Annotated in this window: 18 protein-coding genes, 1 tRNA gene and 1 other RNA gene; 10 read left to right on the top strand and 10 right to left on the bottom strand. The window is 61.1% G+C overall.

Features of this window, described 5'->3' with window-relative positions:
* Positions 1 to 8: 8 nt before the first annotated feature.
* On the bottom strand, positions 9 to 1,301 hold the full coding sequence (locus tag ABX74_RS01365) for an aminotransferase class I/II-fold pyridoxal phosphate-dependent enzyme (RefSeq protein WP_019746524.1): 1,293 nt from the start codon (positions 1,299 to 1,301) through the stop codon (positions 9 to 11).
* Between the two features lie 41 nt (positions 1,302 to 1,342).
* An RNA gene (gene ffs, locus ABX74_RS29765) (signal recognition particle sRNA small type) lies at positions 1,343 to 1,442 on the bottom strand.
* Positions 1,443 to 1,578: 136 nt separating this feature from the next.
* Here ffs and ABX74_RS01360 point away from each other — a divergent pair.
* Positions 1,579 to 1,666, top strand: a tRNA-Ser gene (locus ABX74_RS01360).
* Between the two features lie 56 nt (positions 1,667 to 1,722).
* Here the strand turns inward: ABX74_RS01360 and ABX74_RS01355 are convergent.
* From ABX74_RS01355 to ABX74_RS30865, 4 genes are read right to left on the bottom strand one after another with little or no spacing between them, the layout of a single operon-like run.
* A complete protein-coding gene (locus ABX74_RS01355; protein WP_047888061.1) occupies positions 1,723 to 2,154 on the bottom strand; it encodes a YbaB/EbfC family nucleoid-associated protein in 432 nt (143 codons plus the stop codon).
* Positions 2,151 to 2,741 (bottom strand): hypothetical protein, encoded by a 591-nt coding sequence (locus ABX74_RS30280; RefSeq protein ID WP_020905887.1) that lies wholly within the window; start codon positions 2,739 to 2,741, stop codon positions 2,151 to 2,153. Before ABX74_RS30280 ends, ABX74_RS01355 begins: the two co-directional genes overlap by 4 nt.
* Entirely contained in the window at positions 2,738 to 3,091 is a 354-nt protein-coding gene (locus ABX74_RS01345; RefSeq protein ID WP_047888060.1) for a hypothetical protein, read from the bottom strand. Before ABX74_RS01345 ends, ABX74_RS30280 begins: the two co-directional genes overlap by 4 nt.
* A gap of 36 nt (positions 3,092 to 3,127) precedes the next feature.
* Positions 3,128 to 3,385, bottom strand: a complete 258-nt coding sequence (locus tag ABX74_RS30865) for an alpha/beta hydrolase (RefSeq protein ID WP_223257799.1) — start codon at positions 3,383 to 3,385, stop codon at positions 3,128 to 3,130.
* A 101-nt stretch (positions 3,386 to 3,486) separates the two neighbouring features.
* Here ABX74_RS30865 and ABX74_RS01340 point away from each other — a divergent pair, with 101 nt between their 5' ends.
* Positions 3,487 to 4,305, top strand: coding sequence for a pentapeptide repeat-containing protein (locus ABX74_RS01340; protein ID WP_047888059.1), 819 nt, complete (start codon positions 3,487 to 3,489; stop codon positions 4,303 to 4,305).
* Between the two features lie 51 nt (positions 4,306 to 4,356).
* On the opposite strand, the gene ABX74_RS30275 is transcribed toward ABX74_RS01340, so the two are convergent.
* The gene (locus ABX74_RS30275; RefSeq protein ID WP_007731580.1) at positions 4,357 to 4,665 is read right to left on the bottom strand and encodes a DUF6191 domain-containing protein; all 309 of its coding nucleotides are present in this window, start codon (positions 4,663 to 4,665) and stop codon (positions 4,357 to 4,359) included.
* 133 nt (positions 4,666 to 4,798) lie between these two features.
* Between ABX74_RS30275 and ABX74_RS01330 the strand changes: the two genes are divergently transcribed.
* Positions 4,799 to 5,470 (top strand): response regulator transcription factor, encoded by a 672-nt coding sequence (locus tag ABX74_RS01330; protein WP_019746521.1) that lies wholly within the window; start codon positions 4,799 to 4,801, stop codon positions 5,468 to 5,470.
* A gap of 39 nt (positions 5,471 to 5,509) precedes the next feature.
* Positions 5,510 to 6,289: a helix-turn-helix domain-containing protein gene (locus tag ABX74_RS01325; protein ID WP_047888058.1), complete on the top strand. Its 780-nt coding sequence runs from the start codon at positions 5,510 to 5,512 to the stop codon at positions 6,287 to 6,289.
* Positions 6,290 to 6,311: 22 nt separating this feature from the next.
* Here ABX74_RS01325 and ABX74_RS01320 read toward each other — a convergent pair whose 3' ends face one another.
* Both ABX74_RS01320 and argE read right to left on the bottom strand, forming a co-directional pair.
* Positions 6,312 to 7,601 (bottom strand): MFS transporter, encoded by a 1,290-nt coding sequence (locus ABX74_RS01320; protein ID WP_020905883.1) that lies wholly within the window; start codon positions 7,599 to 7,601, stop codon positions 6,312 to 6,314.
* Between the two features lie 26 nt (positions 7,602 to 7,627).
* Positions 7,628 to 8,815, bottom strand: a complete 1,188-nt coding sequence (gene argE, locus ABX74_RS01315; RefSeq protein ID WP_047888057.1) for an acetylornithine deacetylase — start codon at positions 8,813 to 8,815, stop codon at positions 7,628 to 7,630.
* Positions 8,816 to 8,926: 111 nt separating this feature from the next.
* On the opposite strand from argE, the gene ABX74_RS01310 reads away from it, so the two are divergent.
* The 5 genes from ABX74_RS01310 (at position 8,927) to ABX74_RS01290 (ending at position 13,160) form a co-directional block, all read left to right on the top strand.
* A complete protein-coding gene (locus ABX74_RS01310) occupies positions 8,927 to 9,994 on the top strand; it encodes an Lrp/AsnC family transcriptional regulator (RefSeq protein WP_047888106.1) in 1,068 nt (355 codons plus the stop codon).
* A gap of 51 nt (positions 9,995 to 10,045) precedes the next feature.
* Entirely contained in the window at positions 10,046 to 10,606 is a 561-nt protein-coding gene (locus ABX74_RS01305) for a TIGR03086 family metal-binding protein (RefSeq protein WP_041815511.1), read from the top strand.
* Between the two features lie 51 nt (positions 10,607 to 10,657).
* Positions 10,658 to 11,266 carry a TetR/AcrR family transcriptional regulator gene (locus ABX74_RS01300; RefSeq protein WP_019746515.1) on the top strand — a complete coding sequence of 203 codons (609 nt, stop codon included), beginning with the start codon at positions 10,658 to 10,660 and terminating at the stop codon, positions 11,264 to 11,266.
* Position 11,267: 1 nt separating this feature from the next.
* Positions 11,268 to 12,164: a tRNA glutamyl-Q(34) synthetase GluQRS gene (gluQRS, locus tag ABX74_RS01295; RefSeq protein ID WP_019746514.1), complete on the top strand. Its 897-nt coding sequence runs from the start codon at positions 11,268 to 11,270 to the stop codon at positions 12,162 to 12,164.
* A 255-nt stretch (positions 12,165 to 12,419) separates the two neighbouring features.
* On the top strand, positions 12,420 to 13,160 hold the full coding sequence (locus ABX74_RS01290; protein ID WP_019746513.1) for an EAL domain-containing protein: 741 nt from the start codon (positions 12,420 to 12,422) through the stop codon (positions 13,158 to 13,160).
* A 30-nt stretch (positions 13,161 to 13,190) separates the two neighbouring features.
* Here ABX74_RS01290 and ABX74_RS01285 read toward each other — a convergent pair whose 3' ends face one another.
* Positions 13,191 to 13,844, bottom strand: a complete 654-nt coding sequence (locus tag ABX74_RS01285) for a DUF4190 domain-containing protein (RefSeq protein ID WP_047888056.1) — start codon at positions 13,842 to 13,844, stop codon at positions 13,191 to 13,193.
* Between the two features lie 130 nt (positions 13,845 to 13,974).
* Between ABX74_RS01285 and ABX74_RS30810 the strand changes: the two genes are divergently transcribed.
* Positions 13,975 to 14,697 carry an RDD family protein gene (locus tag ABX74_RS30810; RefSeq protein ID WP_020968189.1) on the top strand — a complete coding sequence of 241 codons (723 nt, stop codon included), beginning with the start codon at positions 13,975 to 13,977 and terminating at the stop codon, positions 14,695 to 14,697.
* Positions 14,698 to 14,879 lie beyond the last annotated feature (182 nt).

The following is a 14,879-nucleotide window of genomic DNA, read 5'->3' as shown; positions in this document are numbered from 1 at the left end:
TAGAGAACTCAGATCTCGGAGAGACGCGATTCGGTGGCTGCGAGCAGGACACACGTCGCCACGCCGTCCATGGCAACTTCGAGTTCAGCCGTGGACGGGAAGCTCGGGGCCAACCGGATGTTCCGGTCGTCCGGATCCGTGCTGTACGGGAAAGCCGATCCGGCAGCGGTGAGCGCGATACCCGCGTTCTTCGCCAGTTCGATGACCCGCTTGGCCGTGCCGTCGACCACGTCGAGGCTGATGAAGTATCCGCCCTTCGGCTCCGTCCAGGACGCGACCTTCGAGGCACCTAGACGATCCTCGAGGATCCGCAGTACGAGCTCGAACTTGGGTGCGAGGAACGCGCGATGCTTCTCCATGTGCGCACGAACGCCGTCGGCATTGCCGAAGAAACGCAGGTGGCGAAGCTGATTGACCTTGTCAGGTCCGATGCTCTTCTTACCCAGGAACTTCTGGTACCAGGCAAGGTTTTCCGCCGAGCTACCGAAGAAGCTCACACCAGCGCCGGCGAAAGTGATCTTGGACGTCGACGCGAACACGAGCGGACGGTTGGGGTGTCCGGCCTCCGCTGCCATCGAGAGAATGTCGTAGGAAGGTGCGGTCTCGCCGACAAGTGGATGCACGGCATACGCGTTGTCCCAGTACAGGCGGAAGTCCGGCGCGGCCGTCGGCATCGACGCGAGCGTCCGGACAATTTCTTCGGAGTACACGGCACCGGTGGGGTTCGCGTAAACCGGAACCGCCCACATGCCCTTGATCTGCGGATCTGACGCAACAAGTTCGGCGATCTTGACGACATCCGGGCCGTCGTGGTTCATCGGCACCGCAATCATCTCGATGCCGAGGGACTCGGTGATCGCGAAGTGGCGGTCGTAGCCCGGTGCGGGGCAGAGAAACTTGATCTTCTCTTCCTGTGCCCATGGCCGGGCCGAATCCGGAGTGCCGTGCAGCAGTGAGAACACGACGTTGTCGTGCATGATCTCGAGGCTCGCGTTGTTGCCGGCGAGAAGGTTCGCAACGGGGATACCCAGCAGCTCACCGAAGATGGCGCGCAGTTCCGGCAGACCGGTGAGTCCGCCGTAGTTACGGCAGTCGGTGCCGCTGCCGTCTCGGAAGTCACCGTCGCCGGGCAGCGTCAGCAGCTCTGCGGAAAGGTCGAGTTGTTCCGGGGAAGGCTTACCGCGGGTCAGATCGAGTGCGAGCTTCTGCGCCTGGAGCTGCGTGTACTTCGCGCTCTGGCTCTCATGCTCGGAGGTGAGTTCTTCATGGCTCATCAACCCGATCTGGGTTTGGATAGGCATCCGGAGCGGCCTTTCACCGACGAGGCGGGGTCGGGTATGTGAAAAAATAGAGGACCCCGCGCACCCGGCAGAGCCCGTTGACCCTTGCTGCCTTCCGGCCCTGGGGGAGTTCACAGGATGCGCGCCGCGCGGGATCCAATGAACAGTGTAGACGGCTTTCGTCGGCCGCTGCACACCACCTACCGGGGCGGACATCCAAACCCTGAGATCCACCGGTTCTTCGCAGGTCAGGTACCCGTTTAACGCTTCACGCTCGCAATTGGGTATGCTGCTCCACGGAGGATTCGCCTAGTGGCCTATGGCGCTCGCCTGGAACGCGGGTTGGGTTAACGCCCTCAGGGGTTCAAATCCCCTATCCTCCGCCAAAGGAACCCCTGTGAACTGCTGAGAAGCGGTTCGCAGGGGTTCTTTTTGCCCGGGCTCAGGCACGTCGCATGAACGAACCGCCGTCGAAGGGTGGGTCGTCGTCGACCGACGCGCGGTCGGCTCGTTTCACCACGTGAGGTTCAGGTGCGGCCGGCGCCTGATCGAACGCGTCCACTGCATTGAAAGCATTCATTGCCCTGGCGACGCGAGGGTCACGGAGGAGTGGGGCGCGTAGTTCTTGCGCGGCAGACGCTGCTGACGCAGAAGCGGTTCGGTGGGCCGCTGCGATCGAGGCGGAGAGCGCAGCCGCGCCGGCCCGGAGACCGCTCTCGGTGAGTTGCAAGTCAGTGATCGCGCCGTACGCGTCAACCTCGACGCTGACTGCACCACCTCCAGCATCTGCGCGGGCGCGAACGTTCCCGACCTCGGCGTCGACTTGGCGAGCGAGGACAGTCAACTCGGGAAACGAGGACGCGGGCCCGGTCAAGGTTGATCGATCTGCACGGGCGCGTTCGGACGATCCGATGCATCGGGTCGGGGGAAACACGGCGACGACCCGGTCAAACTTGCTCCCCGCGCGTACTCCTCCAGAACCATTCGATATCCATCCGGCAAGATTGTCTCGGTGCTCGTCGAGTCCCCAGCGGAGTCGTACGTTCGAAACTTCCAGCCGCGCTCAGTCCACAGATTGCGAATCGGATCACCGAAACCTGGGATGTCGGCGGTTTCAGTTGAGGTGAGGAAGTACGTCACGCCGTAGTCCACGGATGTGTCCTTCGACAGATTGCTGTCATTGCACGGGACGGTGCCACCCGGATCGAGGGTGACCTTCTGGTTCAGTTCGGAATACCGCGTCAAGTAGGCGCCCGGCGGCAGTACCGTGATCGTGTCCGTCATGTATTCGATCACCTTGGCCTGTGCCTGCATGAGGGTCAGATTCAAGTTGGCTTCCATCACTTTCCCGTTCTCCGTCGTCGTACACGCCGACAGCAGGGTCGTACACGCCGACAGCAGGATTGCCACCGCGATACTGCTCATGCCGAGTGCTTTACGGCGTCGCGTTGCGTTGGTCATGGCGCTCCTAGTCCGGCGATCACGTGGCCCATCCCGGCAAGAGCCGGGTTGGTGCGTTCCCAATACTCGCTGTGTGCGACTGGGCTGGGGAGCTCGCCCAACAGACCCGCGTCGATCCCGGTTCCGGGTGCTGACTCGACGACGGTGGCACCGAATCCGATCAGCGGAAGATCATTCGCGGGGATCGCTCCGTGCGAGAGACCGCCGAACACGTCCCCGATCATCGGAACCGGATCATTTGCCGCGGCGGCGGCGTACACGTGGCCACCGACATGTTCCGGGGCTTCCCACGAAGAACAGATCATTCGCGTCCATTGATCGTCCGTCCGAGGCGCCGCAGCGCCGATCACGGTCGATCCGTAAATGTGTCCGATGACCGTGTTGCATTAATGCGTGCCGTCGTGGGATGCACGCAGTCCGTCTTGGAATCGATCCAGCGATCCCGCGCCGCCGTCGGCGTACCCGTCGAGCCCTGCTTGTGGAATCGTTTGCGGCGCTTCATATCCACACCAGGCCATCATCGAAGTCGACCCGAAAGTTCCGGCCTTTCCAACGCCTTTTGCCTCGAATCCAACCGCCGCCCGCTTGCAGTATTTCGTTCCCCACCCAAGCCCCCCGGCTTCGAATCGACATGCGAAAAGCAGCGTAGCAGCGCATCGACTGCTTCAGAACCACGAAAATTCGTTTGACAGACTCACGAACTCGAAGCCAGACTTTCCGTCCAACCCAACAATCGGGAGTACGCGTGCTTGCCGGCCAGACCAATCTGCTCGCGGATTGCAGCAGTTGCTTCGGCCTGTGCTGCGTCGCACTCCCCTTTTCCAAGTCCTCCGACTTCGCGACCAACAAGAATGCCGGCGACCCCTGCGAGAACCTGCAGCAGGATTTCCGTTGCGGCATTCACACCGGATTGCGAAAGAAGGGCTTCACCGGTTGCACCGTGTACGACTGTTTCGGTGCGGGACAGAAGGTTTCACAGCAGACCTACGACGGCATCAGCTGGCATGATGCCCCGGAGACCGCGTCAGACATGTTCGAAACGTTCCCTGTCGTACGCCAGTTGCACGAACTGCTCTGGTATCTCGCCGAAGCCCGCTCGCTGAAGCAAACCCACTCGATACGAAAGGAACTCGACGCTGCACTCGCAGAGACGGAAAGCCTGACCAACGGCACGCCTTCGCAGATTCAAGCCGTCGACGTCTCAGCACACCGAGCGACTGTCAACACACTGCTCTTGCAGACGAGTGACCTTGTGCGCTCACCTGTCTCGGGCAAGAAGGGTCGCAAACTCGACCACCGCGGCGCAGACCTCATCGGCGCCAAACTTCGTGGTTCCGACCTACGTGGGGCCAACTTTCGCGGGAGTTATCTGATCGGTGCAGACCTCCGCGGCTGCGAACTCGATCGCGCCGATCTGATCGGTGCAGACTTGCGCGGCACCGACATTCGCGGCGCAAAACTCCGCGGCAGTATCTTTCTCACTCAGTTCCAGATCAACGCGGCGGTTGGCGATTCGGCTACCACACTCCCCGATTCACTGACCCGCCCCAGCCACTGGGCCTGAGCCCGACTGTCAACTCCGTCGACTGTCAACTCCGTCGACTGTCGGCGACTGTCAACTCCGTCGACGGAGAACGACCTTGTTAGCTTCCGGATCGACGGACACCCACGGCGGGTCACCGTCGGTTCCGTCCTCACGATGCATCAACGCACTCTGCCGCTGTTCGAATTCATGATGCTTGGACCCCTGAAACAGGGCAGCAACCTCTTCGAAGCCCGCAGCCGAGACCGGACGAGTCGTGCGCCCCCTGGTCCACGGCAGGGCCCGGCCACCGGTGAGCCGGTTCCAGAGAGTCTCGGCGAACGCGAACAGGACCAGCAGCACGAGCAAGCCTGGCAGCGTCAACGCGAACAGAGTGCCCATGAAAGAAGTCTAGCGACGAACGCCCCAGGTTCCCTCAACTTTTGATCAGCCACCTTGTTGTGGCCATGCGGTGGATGATCTGCCAGAATGCAAGCTGTTACGACTAGTAACACCTTCGGGGGGAGGATTTCACGTGAGCTTGATACTTGCAGCTACCGACCGTTCGGAGCTTGCCCAGACACTCGGGGCCGAATTAGTACATTTTGGTCATCAAACACAGCTCGTCCGCACCGGGCGCCGCCTACTCGACGACCTGGACACCGACAGTTTCGATATCGCCGTGATCGATCTCTTGTTGCCGGACATCGACGGCTACGAGATTGCACGACAGATCCGCTTGCGCAGTTCGATGCCGATCATGATGTTGGTGGATACCCACGAGGACATCGACGAAGCACCACATGGCGCTGTCTCGGACTTCGTACTGAACCCGATCGATTCTCACGCGCTCGATCTTCGGGTCACCGCGATCCTTCGTGAAACCGCGCATCCCGCCGCCGGAAAACACCAACGTCACGGTGACCTGCTCCTCGATCGACGTGCGATGACGGCGACGATGGGCGGAAAGCTGCTCGTCCTCAGCCGGACCGAATGGCGGGTACTCCTGGAACTGTCGACCGAGCCTGGGCGCGTGTACTCGCGTGATCATCTGATCCGAAACGTCTGGGGTTCCGACCACGAAAAGACACGTGTGGTCGACGCGACCATTCTCAGCTTGCGGTCCAAACTCGAATCCAATCCCGCGAAACCGAAGTACATCAAAACCATCCGGGGGTTCGGATATCGCTTCGGCCCGGTCGAATGAACTCGCCTTCGTGTCGGGGGCGCTCGATAGGCTCTTGTCATGGGTTGGTACACACCACAATCGGTCGCCCCGGATCTCTCCGACATCCTGGTGTGTGGCTGGACGGCGTGCGCAGAAGGTGAACACCTGCTCGTGCCCGATGCTTGCATGGACGTGCTGTGGATACGTGGCGTCGGCATACGCGTCTGTGGCCCCGAAACCGCTGCATGGTCATTCACTCTTCCGCCCGGAACACGCTCCGTGGGTGTTCGATTCCGCCCTGGATCGGCATCGCCGATGTTGCGAACCTCGGCGTCCGAGCTTCGAGATTCTCGCGCTGACCTCAGCGCTGTAACCGACGCACGCACGGAACGAATACTGTTGAACCGCTTAGAAAATTCCGAAGACCACGAACAAGTCTCGATCCTCGAAAGCGCTGTCCGGAGTTGGGCAAGTTCGAGTTTCCGTCACGATCCGGTGATCAACCACGTCCGCACCGCACTGTCCGAACATTCGTGGAATGTCAGCACTCTCGCCGACGCGGCGGCACTGACTTCGCGCCAACTCCAGCGTCGATGCAACGACGCCTTCGGATACGGCCCTGCAACGCTGCGCTCGATCCTGCGCCTCCAGCGCTTCATGGCGCTCGCTCGCAGTCGACCCGCGCTGGGCCTCGCTGAATCCGCAGCCCACTGCGGATTCAGCGATCAGGCCCACTTGACGCGTGAATGCCGCCGAATCTCTTCGCTGACCCCGGCAGCTCTGCTGCGATCCCAAGCCCCTGACTGGCACGGGTCGGATACCGTTGTCGCGCTGGCAGAGGGAGACGCGGTCGCATGATCGCTACCGCGCTCCCCCGCCGTCACTTCTGACTGAAAAGCGTCCTGGCAGACCACAGCCCGCCGAGGGAGAGCACTGCGACCGTCATGTAGTAGTAGCTCGGAGCGTCGAGCGAGCCTGTTGTACTGATCAACCAGGTCAAGACCAACGGCGCGATTCCGCCGAGCAAAGTCACGCCGAGGTTGTACGACAAAGACATCCCGGTAGCCCGGATCTCCGCCGGGAACAGCGAACTCATCAAGGCAGGCAAGGGGCCGAAGGCAAACGCCATGATGACGCCCAGGGCCGAAACAACCAGGACGAGCGTCAGAGTCGAGGGGTGATCGACCATCAGTTTGAAGAGCGGCCAGGCCAGGACGATTGCCGCAACGGCGGCCCAGGTCATAACTCTCGCAGGTCCGACCCGATCGGCAAGATGACCGATCAACGGCACGGTGATCAAGGTGACCAGTCCGGCGACGATTCCGCCGAGGTAGCCGGCAGAGGCGGATACTCCGAGGTTCTTCACGGCAAACGTCGGCATGTACAAGATGAGGTAGATCGAGATCGTCGCGACGCCGACTACTGCGGCGCCGGTAAGCACCCGGCCGAGATGCCTGGTCAGCGTCGTCTTCAGTGGGGCTTTTTCCGGAACGCTCGTCTTGAAATCGTCCGTTTCATCGAGCTTGGCGCGGATGTAGAGACCGACCGGCCCGACGATGATGCCGAAGAAGAACGGAACGCGCCAGCCCCACGAGTAGAGCGCTTCATGCGAGAGATGGGTATTGAGCACGTATCCGAACAACGATGCCAGGAAAACCGAAGCACCCTGGCTGGCAACCTGCCAGGAAGAGTAGAACGCCTTCTTGTGCGGTGCAGTTTCCACGAGGAAGGTTGTAGCAGTACCGAATTCACCGCCTGCGGAGAATCCTTGAATGAGTCGCGAAACCAGGATGACGACGCCGGCCCACGGCCCGATCATCGAGGTCGTCGGCGCCACGGCCATGATGAGCGTGCCGATCATCATCAGCATCATCGTCAACGTCAAGGCGTTCTTGCGCCCGCGACGGTCGGCATAGCTTCCGAGAACCATCCCGCCAAGCGGCCGGATGACGTATGAGATCGCGAACGTCGCGAACGTCAGTATCAAGCCGAGAGTGTTGTCGCCGCCGGGAAAGAAGTTATGGGCGATGACCACTGCAAATGATGCGTAGACGATGACGTCGAACCATTCGAGCGCAGCACCGAGCGAACTGCTGATCACCGCCTTGCGAGCAGCGGCCAGGCGTTCCGGGGTGACTGCTCCGGAGGTTGGCGTAGTTGCCGTGGACATGGTTTTCCTTAGGGGGTGAGGGTGGGTCAGGCGCGGGCGTGAGCGATGACGTTCCGAACGAACTGCTCGCACTGTGCCAATTGGTCAAGTGTCACGTACTCGTCAGGTGCATGCGCCTGAGTGATGCTTCCCGGCCCACACACAACAGTGGGGACACCGATACTCGCGAACATCCCGGCCTCGGTGGCGTACGCGACCTTTTCGTCCGAGGACCGACCACCCCATTGTTCGACCAGTGCGGCCGCCGAAGCATTCGCATCCGTCTCCAGGGGAGGAACCGAGGCCGACACGTGCATCGTCACGGAGGCTGACGGGTCTTCTTCCTGCATCAGGTTTTCGATCCGATTCGCCTCGGCGGCAAAGCGTTCGAGCAAATCTGCGGCGCCAGCTGAGCTGATGCTCCTGAATTCGAAAGTGATGGAGCAATCCTCGGGGACAGTGTTCACTGCGATCCCGCCGGATACGAGATTGACCGAACACGTCGTCCAGGCCACGTCGAATGCGTCGTCGTACGGGCCGGACGCACGGAGCTCGTCGGCCGCGCTTCTGACGAATCGAATCAACTCCGCGCCGTATTCGATCGCGTTGACTCCTTGCGGAGTAAGCGACGAGTGCGCCGAAACACCATGCAGATCAACACGTATGACATTCATCGACTTGTGTGCGCGAATGACCCGCATCTCCGACGGCTCTCCGACGACGCACACATCAGGGCGCAGGTTCCGGGAAACAACCTCCTCGACCAACCCGGCCGCACCGATGCAGCCGACTTCCTCGTCGTAGGAGAATGCAAAGTGAATCGGCTTCGCCAGCGGCCGAGCAACGATGTCGGGGATCGCCGCGACAACGATCCCGATGAACGACTTCATGTCGCACGTGCCGCGTCCGTACAGACTTCCGTCGCGAATTTCGGGAGTGAAAGGGTGGCTGCTCCAGTCTTGATCGTCGACCGGCACTACATCTGTATGGCCGGAAAACATCACTCCACCGGCAGTGCTTCCGTCAGGAGGCGTGAATGTTGCCAACAGGTTCAGCTTGGAACCCTCGTCGTCGGAAACGAGTATCGGCTCGACCCCGTGGCGACGTAGTTCCGCGGCGATGAGATCGATCAACGGTCGATTGCTCACGGCACTCGTCGTATCGATTCCGATGAGGCGCTGCACCCAGTCGAGACTTCTCTCGGTTGGAACAGCGGACAACGTGGTGGACGACATCTGGGTTCTCCTTTCACAGCACGAACACAGTGGGCACTTGCCACCGCGTTCTGCCCTTCGAGCATGAATGAAGTGATCCCAGACACAAAGAAGATGCACGATACTTGCATCATGATCGAAGAAACGCAGGATTCCGCCGTGCTCGACGACGTCGACCTCGCCCTGATCAATTGCCTGCAACTCGACCCGCGAGCGTCGTGGCGCACGATTGGTGACGCGCTCAAAGTCGATCCGGTTACCGTCGCGCGCCGCTGGCAGCGGCTACAGGACTCCGGCACCGCCTGGGTCTCCGCGAGGGCAACCGGCCACGGCCGCCCGGAATCGTGTCTGGCTTTCGTGGAAGTCGACTGTACGACTTCGAACGCCTTGGCGATTGCGGAACGTCTTGCCCGCTGGCCGCAGGTTCTGAGCGTCGAACACACAAGCGGCCCAGGCGACTTGACTCTTCTCGTCGAGGTCAGAGACATGGCTTTCCTGTCGCGTTTCCTGCTTCGCTCACTCGCGTCGGTGCCCGGGATCGTCAGTTCGCGTGCGCACCTCGTCACCGAGGTCTTTGCGATCGGAGACGACTGGAAATTGCAGGTACTCGATGCCACGCAGCGGGCGGTGATGACAGACCGGCCTGTGCGCTACAAATATGCTCCGACGGATCAGCGCCATCACGGGAAGACTTTCGACGCGGTCGACCGCCAATTGATATTGAAGCTGGGCGAGGACGGTCGATCCTCGATTGCCGAGCTCACGGTCGGTACCGGCCTGAGCGAAAGTACGGTCAGGCGGCGACTTGCCGAACTGACGTCGCGCAACCAAATCGTGTTCCGCTGCGACGTGTCTCTACCGCTGTCCGGCTGGCCCCTCGTGACCTGGGTGTGGGGATATGTCGATCCCACGGACCGGTCGACGATTCGTGCTCTGGTGGAGCGAGTGCCTGGAACACGAGTGTGCATGCGGATATCCGGTGGACGCGCCAACACACTGCTCGCGATCGCCGCACACTCCCTTCGCGAAACTCCCATTACCGAAGTACAACTCGCACAAGAGGCACCGGGCCTGGTGGTGCTGAACAGGTCAGTGGTGCTGCGATCGATGAAGAGGGTGGGCCGACTTCTCGATGACGAAGGCAAGAGCGCCGGGGTCGTACCGATGGACATCTGGGCGGAAGCCCCGGAGATCGAGTGAATGTCCGAAATAATCAATCATGACGCGCCGCGGTGGAGAAGGATTGCTGTCATGACTTCAACAGAGATCTCCCCCGCCCACCGTTATCGGGATCTGGCCGCCGGATTCACGGCGCGGATCGACGCCGTACCCGCCGACCGCTGGGACAACGATTCCCCCTGCGAGGGCTGGACCGCCCGCGACGTGGTGAGACACGTGCTCGACAGCGAACGAGACATGGTCAAGGTAGTCGGCCTGGAATTGGCACCCGGTCCGTCGGTCGACGACGACCCGTCGGCAGCCTGGGCGGCCGTCCGAGATTCGATGCAGGCCATTCTGGACGATCCGGCAAAGTCCACCCTCGAATACGACGGGCACTTCGGCCGGACCAACCTCGGGGCCACGGTCGAGGGGTTCTTGTGTTTCGATCTGGTCATCCACGGTTGGGATCTCGCAGCCGCGACCGGCACCGATACGACGATGCGTAACACGGACGTGGAGTGGGTGTCGGAGATCGCCGCGGGCCTCGGCGAGTCGATCCGCATGAGCGGTGTGTGCGGCCCGGAAATACAGGTTCCGGACAACGCTGACAAAGCGACGAAACTCCTTGCCTTCCTCGGCCGGAAGGCGTGAAAAAGTACCCCTGACGTGGGCATTACTTCCATACACATGTAATGTCACGGTATGCCGGAACGCCGAAAATCCTCCACGAGTCCAGACCTGCTTGCGGCGGCATTGTTCGATGTCGCCGCGGAATCCGGACTGGAAAATGCCAGCGTTCGCGAGGTCGCAAAACGGGCGGGTGTCTCGATCGGCGCAGTGCAACATCATTTCTCGACCAAGGACGAGATGTTCGCATTCGCACTGCGAACACTCGTCGATCGATTGTTGACCAGACTGGCCGAATCGTCCGCCGACGCGGACCCGCATACCGCCCTGTTCCAGGCGCTCTCGCAACTCCTGCCCCTCGACGAGCAACGCACGCGTGAGGCGCATGTGCTCGCCGCGTTTGCCGTGCGCGCCGCAACCAGTGAGTCACTCTCCGAAATCCGCCGGACAACCCTGTTCACAATCCGCACCGGCATCTCGACAGTTCTGATCGGGATCGGAACTCCGGAAGCGGAAACCAGAGCGGCACTTCTACTTTCAACCGTCAATGGATTGGCCCTCGACGCACTCGGAAGCCCCGCCATGTATCCGCCGCAGTACCTCGATCACGCTTTGGAAACCCAGATCCGCCTCACCCTGCACGACGCCGAGAACCCGCTCGCCTCCGTCGGGCTCGCCAGCTGACGTGGCCGGAGCAGGACGCTTCGCGCCGAGCCCGTCCGGCGATCTCCATCTGGGAAACCTCCGTACCGCCCTCTTGGCCTGGCTGTTCGCCCGCACCAGCGGGCGCGACTTCCTCATTCGCGTCGAGGATCTCGACCGTGTCCGACCCGGCTCGATGGAACGACAACTCGACGATCTGCGCAGGCTCGGCCTCACATGGGACGGCCCAGTCGTCTTACAATCGCACCGTCTTCCCTTGTACCACAACGCTATCGAGCTACTACGCGAGCGCCACCTGACCTATCCCTGCTTCTGCACACGCAAGGAGATCCTGCAGGCACCGTCCGCTCCCCATGCTCCCGATGGCGCCTATCCCGGCACTTGCCGGAACCTGTCGGCGGCCGAACGCGCCGAGAAATCGGCAAGCGGCCGATCCCCCGCGCTGAGGCTACGGGCCGACATCGATTCGTTCACCGTGCACGACGAACTGTTCGGCGAGGTGACGGGGCAAGTCGACGACGTCGTCCTGCTCCGCGGAGACGGCGTACCCGCCTACAACCTCGCCGTTGTCGTCGACGACGGTGCGCAGAACATCGATCAGGTGGTCCGCGGCGACGACCTCCTGACCTCGGCGCCGCGTCAGGCGCACCTTGCTCAACTGCTCGACATCGAACCGCCGTCGTACGCCCACGTTCCTCTCGCGTTGAACAGTGAAGGCAAACGACTCGCGAAGCGCGACGGCGCAGTGACTCTGGCCGATCAACTCGAGGCCGGACGCAGTGCCGAACAGGTCCTGACAATGATCGCGTCGAGCATCGGTCTCGCTGAACCCGGCGAAGTTGTCACACCACCCCAATTGGCGGATCGATTCGACTCTCGCAAGATCCCCCGAACCCCGTGGATTTTCCCGGCGAAGTAAGTGAAGTTTCAATCGACACCTCGTCGGGACAAAAGCTCGATTGTCCGATATGACAAAGCCGTCCGCAATAGCTATTCGTTGGCAATTCTCGATTAGTGAAGTACGGTCAAGACTGGCGAAGGAAATTCAGGGCGAGTAGTCCCTGCAAAACTACGCCCGGGATCTGAACCTGGGATCCGACCGCAGTACCCACTTGCAGCATCCACGCTGACACGCACGTGCGGCACGGGCGACTCAGGACGAAAAGGAATACGCATGGTCCGCGAGCTTCGCGAGGCACTCGACGACCATCAATTCGAGGTGTTGTATCAACCCCAGGTCAATCTGAACTCGTCAGCAATTATCAGCTATGAAGCACTTCTGCGGTGGCGCCATCCGCTTCGAGGGTTGATCGAACCCCAAGATTTCATGCGCTCCGCCGAATCCTCTGGGCTCATCATTCCCATCGGGCTGCAGGCTCTGGACATGATCTGTGCCCAAACAGCGTCGTGGCCTGAGCACATGATGGTCGCGGTCAACTTTTCACCTCGCCAACTCGCTACCCCGCACGCCGCTCACGAGATCCTCGGAGCGCTGGACAGTTCAGAAACCCCACTGAGCAGAATCATCGTGGAAGTCACCGAACTCGGCGTCGTGGGTCGGCATGCCGCCGAGACTCTTCACGTCTTGCATAACGAGGGAATTCGAATCGCGCTGGATGATTTCGGGGCGGGCTTCGCGTCTTTCTCCGCGTTGTCGGAATTGCCGCTCGACATTCTCAAGATCGACCAATCCTTGACCTGGGCCGTCAGCGCAGCGGGTCGTGCTGGAGACCGCGCCTTCATGGTCATGGAGTCAATCGCCGACATCGCTCGGAAACTCGGGCTTGATTCGATCGCCGAGGGCGTCGAAACCGCGGAACACGCAGCCAACGTCTTGCAGGCCGGCTGCGATATGGGCCAGGGCTATTACTTCGGGAAGCCGCTTCCTGCGTCGTCCATAGTCACTCCCGTGTGAGCGCCAGCCACTTCAGTACGACGCCAAACTTCAGTACGACGACGATGCGCTCGCGATGAGTGCGACCACGAGAATCACGGCAAAAATGGCCAGGAAAGTTGCTCCGACCGCAATTCCGGCTATCGCAAGCCCGCGTCCCTCTTGACCTGTCTGCTTGATCTGATTGAGCGCGACAATTCCCAAAATGATTCCGATGATTCCGCCGAGACTGTAGAAGCAACCGCCTGCAAGCGATACCACCAACGACGCAATTGCGAGACCATTGGTGCCGACTGGCTGCATCGGCGGGATGTATCCACCAGCGAATTGGTTCGGTTGACCGTACGCATTCGGCGGTTGACCGTATTGGGGCTGTCCGTATTGAGCTTGTCCGTATTGTCCGGGTTGCTGATATTGATTCGGATGATATTGATTCGGCGGTCCGAAATTCTGCGGCGGCAGGTATGGATTGGGTTCACCAATTCCACCCGGCTGAGGCGTATTACCGGTTGGGTTGTACGACGGCGGCGGATAACCCGGGTACTGCTCGTTGGGAGTGGTATATCCGGGAACTTCAGGTGAAGACTGCGTTTCGGACGGGGACACGCCGTACCCCTCGGGCGGCAGGCTCGGAAATTCTCCGTATCCAGGTTTTGCCTGGTAATCGCTCGAAGAATCGTCGTTGTTGCCCCCAGAACTCGTCATACAACGCAGCCTAAACCACAGGTGACCTCCGAATCCAAGTGAGCAGATGTCATCCACATCGCTCTTTGATCCCAGTAGGGTCATATCCACTGTCACACTCGAGCGCGATATTTACGACTGAGGGGAACACATGACAACCGGCGGGTACGACCCCAACCAGAATCCAGAAGGAGGGAAGCAATTCCCACCCCAGGATCCATATGGCCAGCAGGGAACACCTCCTCCCGGAAGTTACCCACCTCCCGCAGGCCCCCCGCAGGGCGGTAGCTACCCGCCTCCTCCACAGGGCGGGAACTTCCCGCCCCCTCAGGGTGGCAACTACCCGCCGCCCGGTGGATACCCGCCGCCTCCGCAGGGCGGCAACTTCCCGCCGCCTCCGCAGTTCAACGACCAAGGTGCGTACGGCGGAGGAAATCGACTGCCCTCGGGTGCTCAGCCGGGTGATCTGTGGATTCGACTCGGCGCCCGCATCATCGACGGAATCATCGTCGGCATCATCGCCGCGATTCTGGCTCTCTTGGTCAGTGACTCCGACAGCTTGATTCTGATCTCGGGACTGTTCTCGGGAATTCTGACCTTCGCTTACTTCATCGCAATGGAAGTAACGCAGGGTCGGACTTTGGGAAAGATGATTCTGGGCCTTTCAGTGCACGGTCCGGGCGGCGCACCTCGCCCCTCCGTCCAGCAGTCTGCGATTCGCAACGCCTTCACGTTGCTCTCGATCATTCCGATCATCGGCGGAATCCTCGCGCTGGTCGCCTACATCGTCATCGCGGTCACCATCAACAACAGCCCCACCAAGCAGGGCAAGCATGACGAGCTCGCTGGTGGGACTCAGGTAGTCAAGGGTTAGGTAGACATATATGACAACCGGTGGGCAAGACCCCAACCAGAACCCAGAAGACGGGAAGCAATTCCCACCCCAGGATCCGTACGGCCAGCAGGGAACACCCCCTCCGGGGAGTTATCCTCCACCGGCCGGTCCTCCGCAGGGTGGAAGTTATCCCCCGCCCGGCGGCTACCCGCCGCCCCCAC

Source organism: Rhodococcus sp. ARP2 (assembly GCF_001029585.1).
Lineage (GTDB): Bacteria > Actinomycetota > Actinomycetes > Mycobacteriales > Mycobacteriaceae > Rhodococcus_F > Rhodococcus_F erythropolis.
Note: the sequence above shows the minus strand (reverse complement) of the source record. Positions and strands in the feature narration are given on the sequence as shown.